The sequence below is a fragment of the Chromohalobacter sp. HP20-39 genome, assembly GCF_033052815.1.
In the GTDB taxonomy this organism is placed as follows: domain Bacteria; phylum Pseudomonadota; class Gammaproteobacteria; order Pseudomonadales; family Halomonadaceae; genus Chromohalobacter.
This window is the reverse complement of sequence record NZ_JAWHTP010000548.1, coordinates 1-281: the sequence shown is the minus strand read 5'-3', so window position 1 is coordinate 281 and position 281 is coordinate 1. Positions and strand designations below refer to the sequence as shown.

The 281-nt window shown below is 61.9% G+C and carries 1 protein-coding gene; it reads left to right on the top strand.

All coding sequences use genetic code 11. The features are described from left to right. Positions 1-281: sulfatase-like hydrolase/transferase (locus RVY79_RS19140; RefSeq protein ID WP_317466138.1), on the top strand; the 281-nt coding region annotated here is incomplete at both ends.

Genomic DNA, 281 nt, shown 5'->3' with positions numbered 1-281 from the left:
CAAGAAGTGGAGCGACCTCACGCCGCTGGAGCGCAAGGCGCAGGCACGCTACATGGAGATCTACGCCGGCATGGTCGAGAACCTCGACTACAACATCGGCCTCTTGATCCAGCACCTGAAAGACATTGGCGAGTACGACAACACCTTCATCATGTTCCAGTCGGACAACGGCGCTGAAGGCTGGCCGATCGACTCGGGCGCAGACCCGAAGGCCACGGACGAGGCTAACGCCACCGACCCGGTCTACTCCAAGCTCGGCTCCGACAACGGCCTGTCTGCCG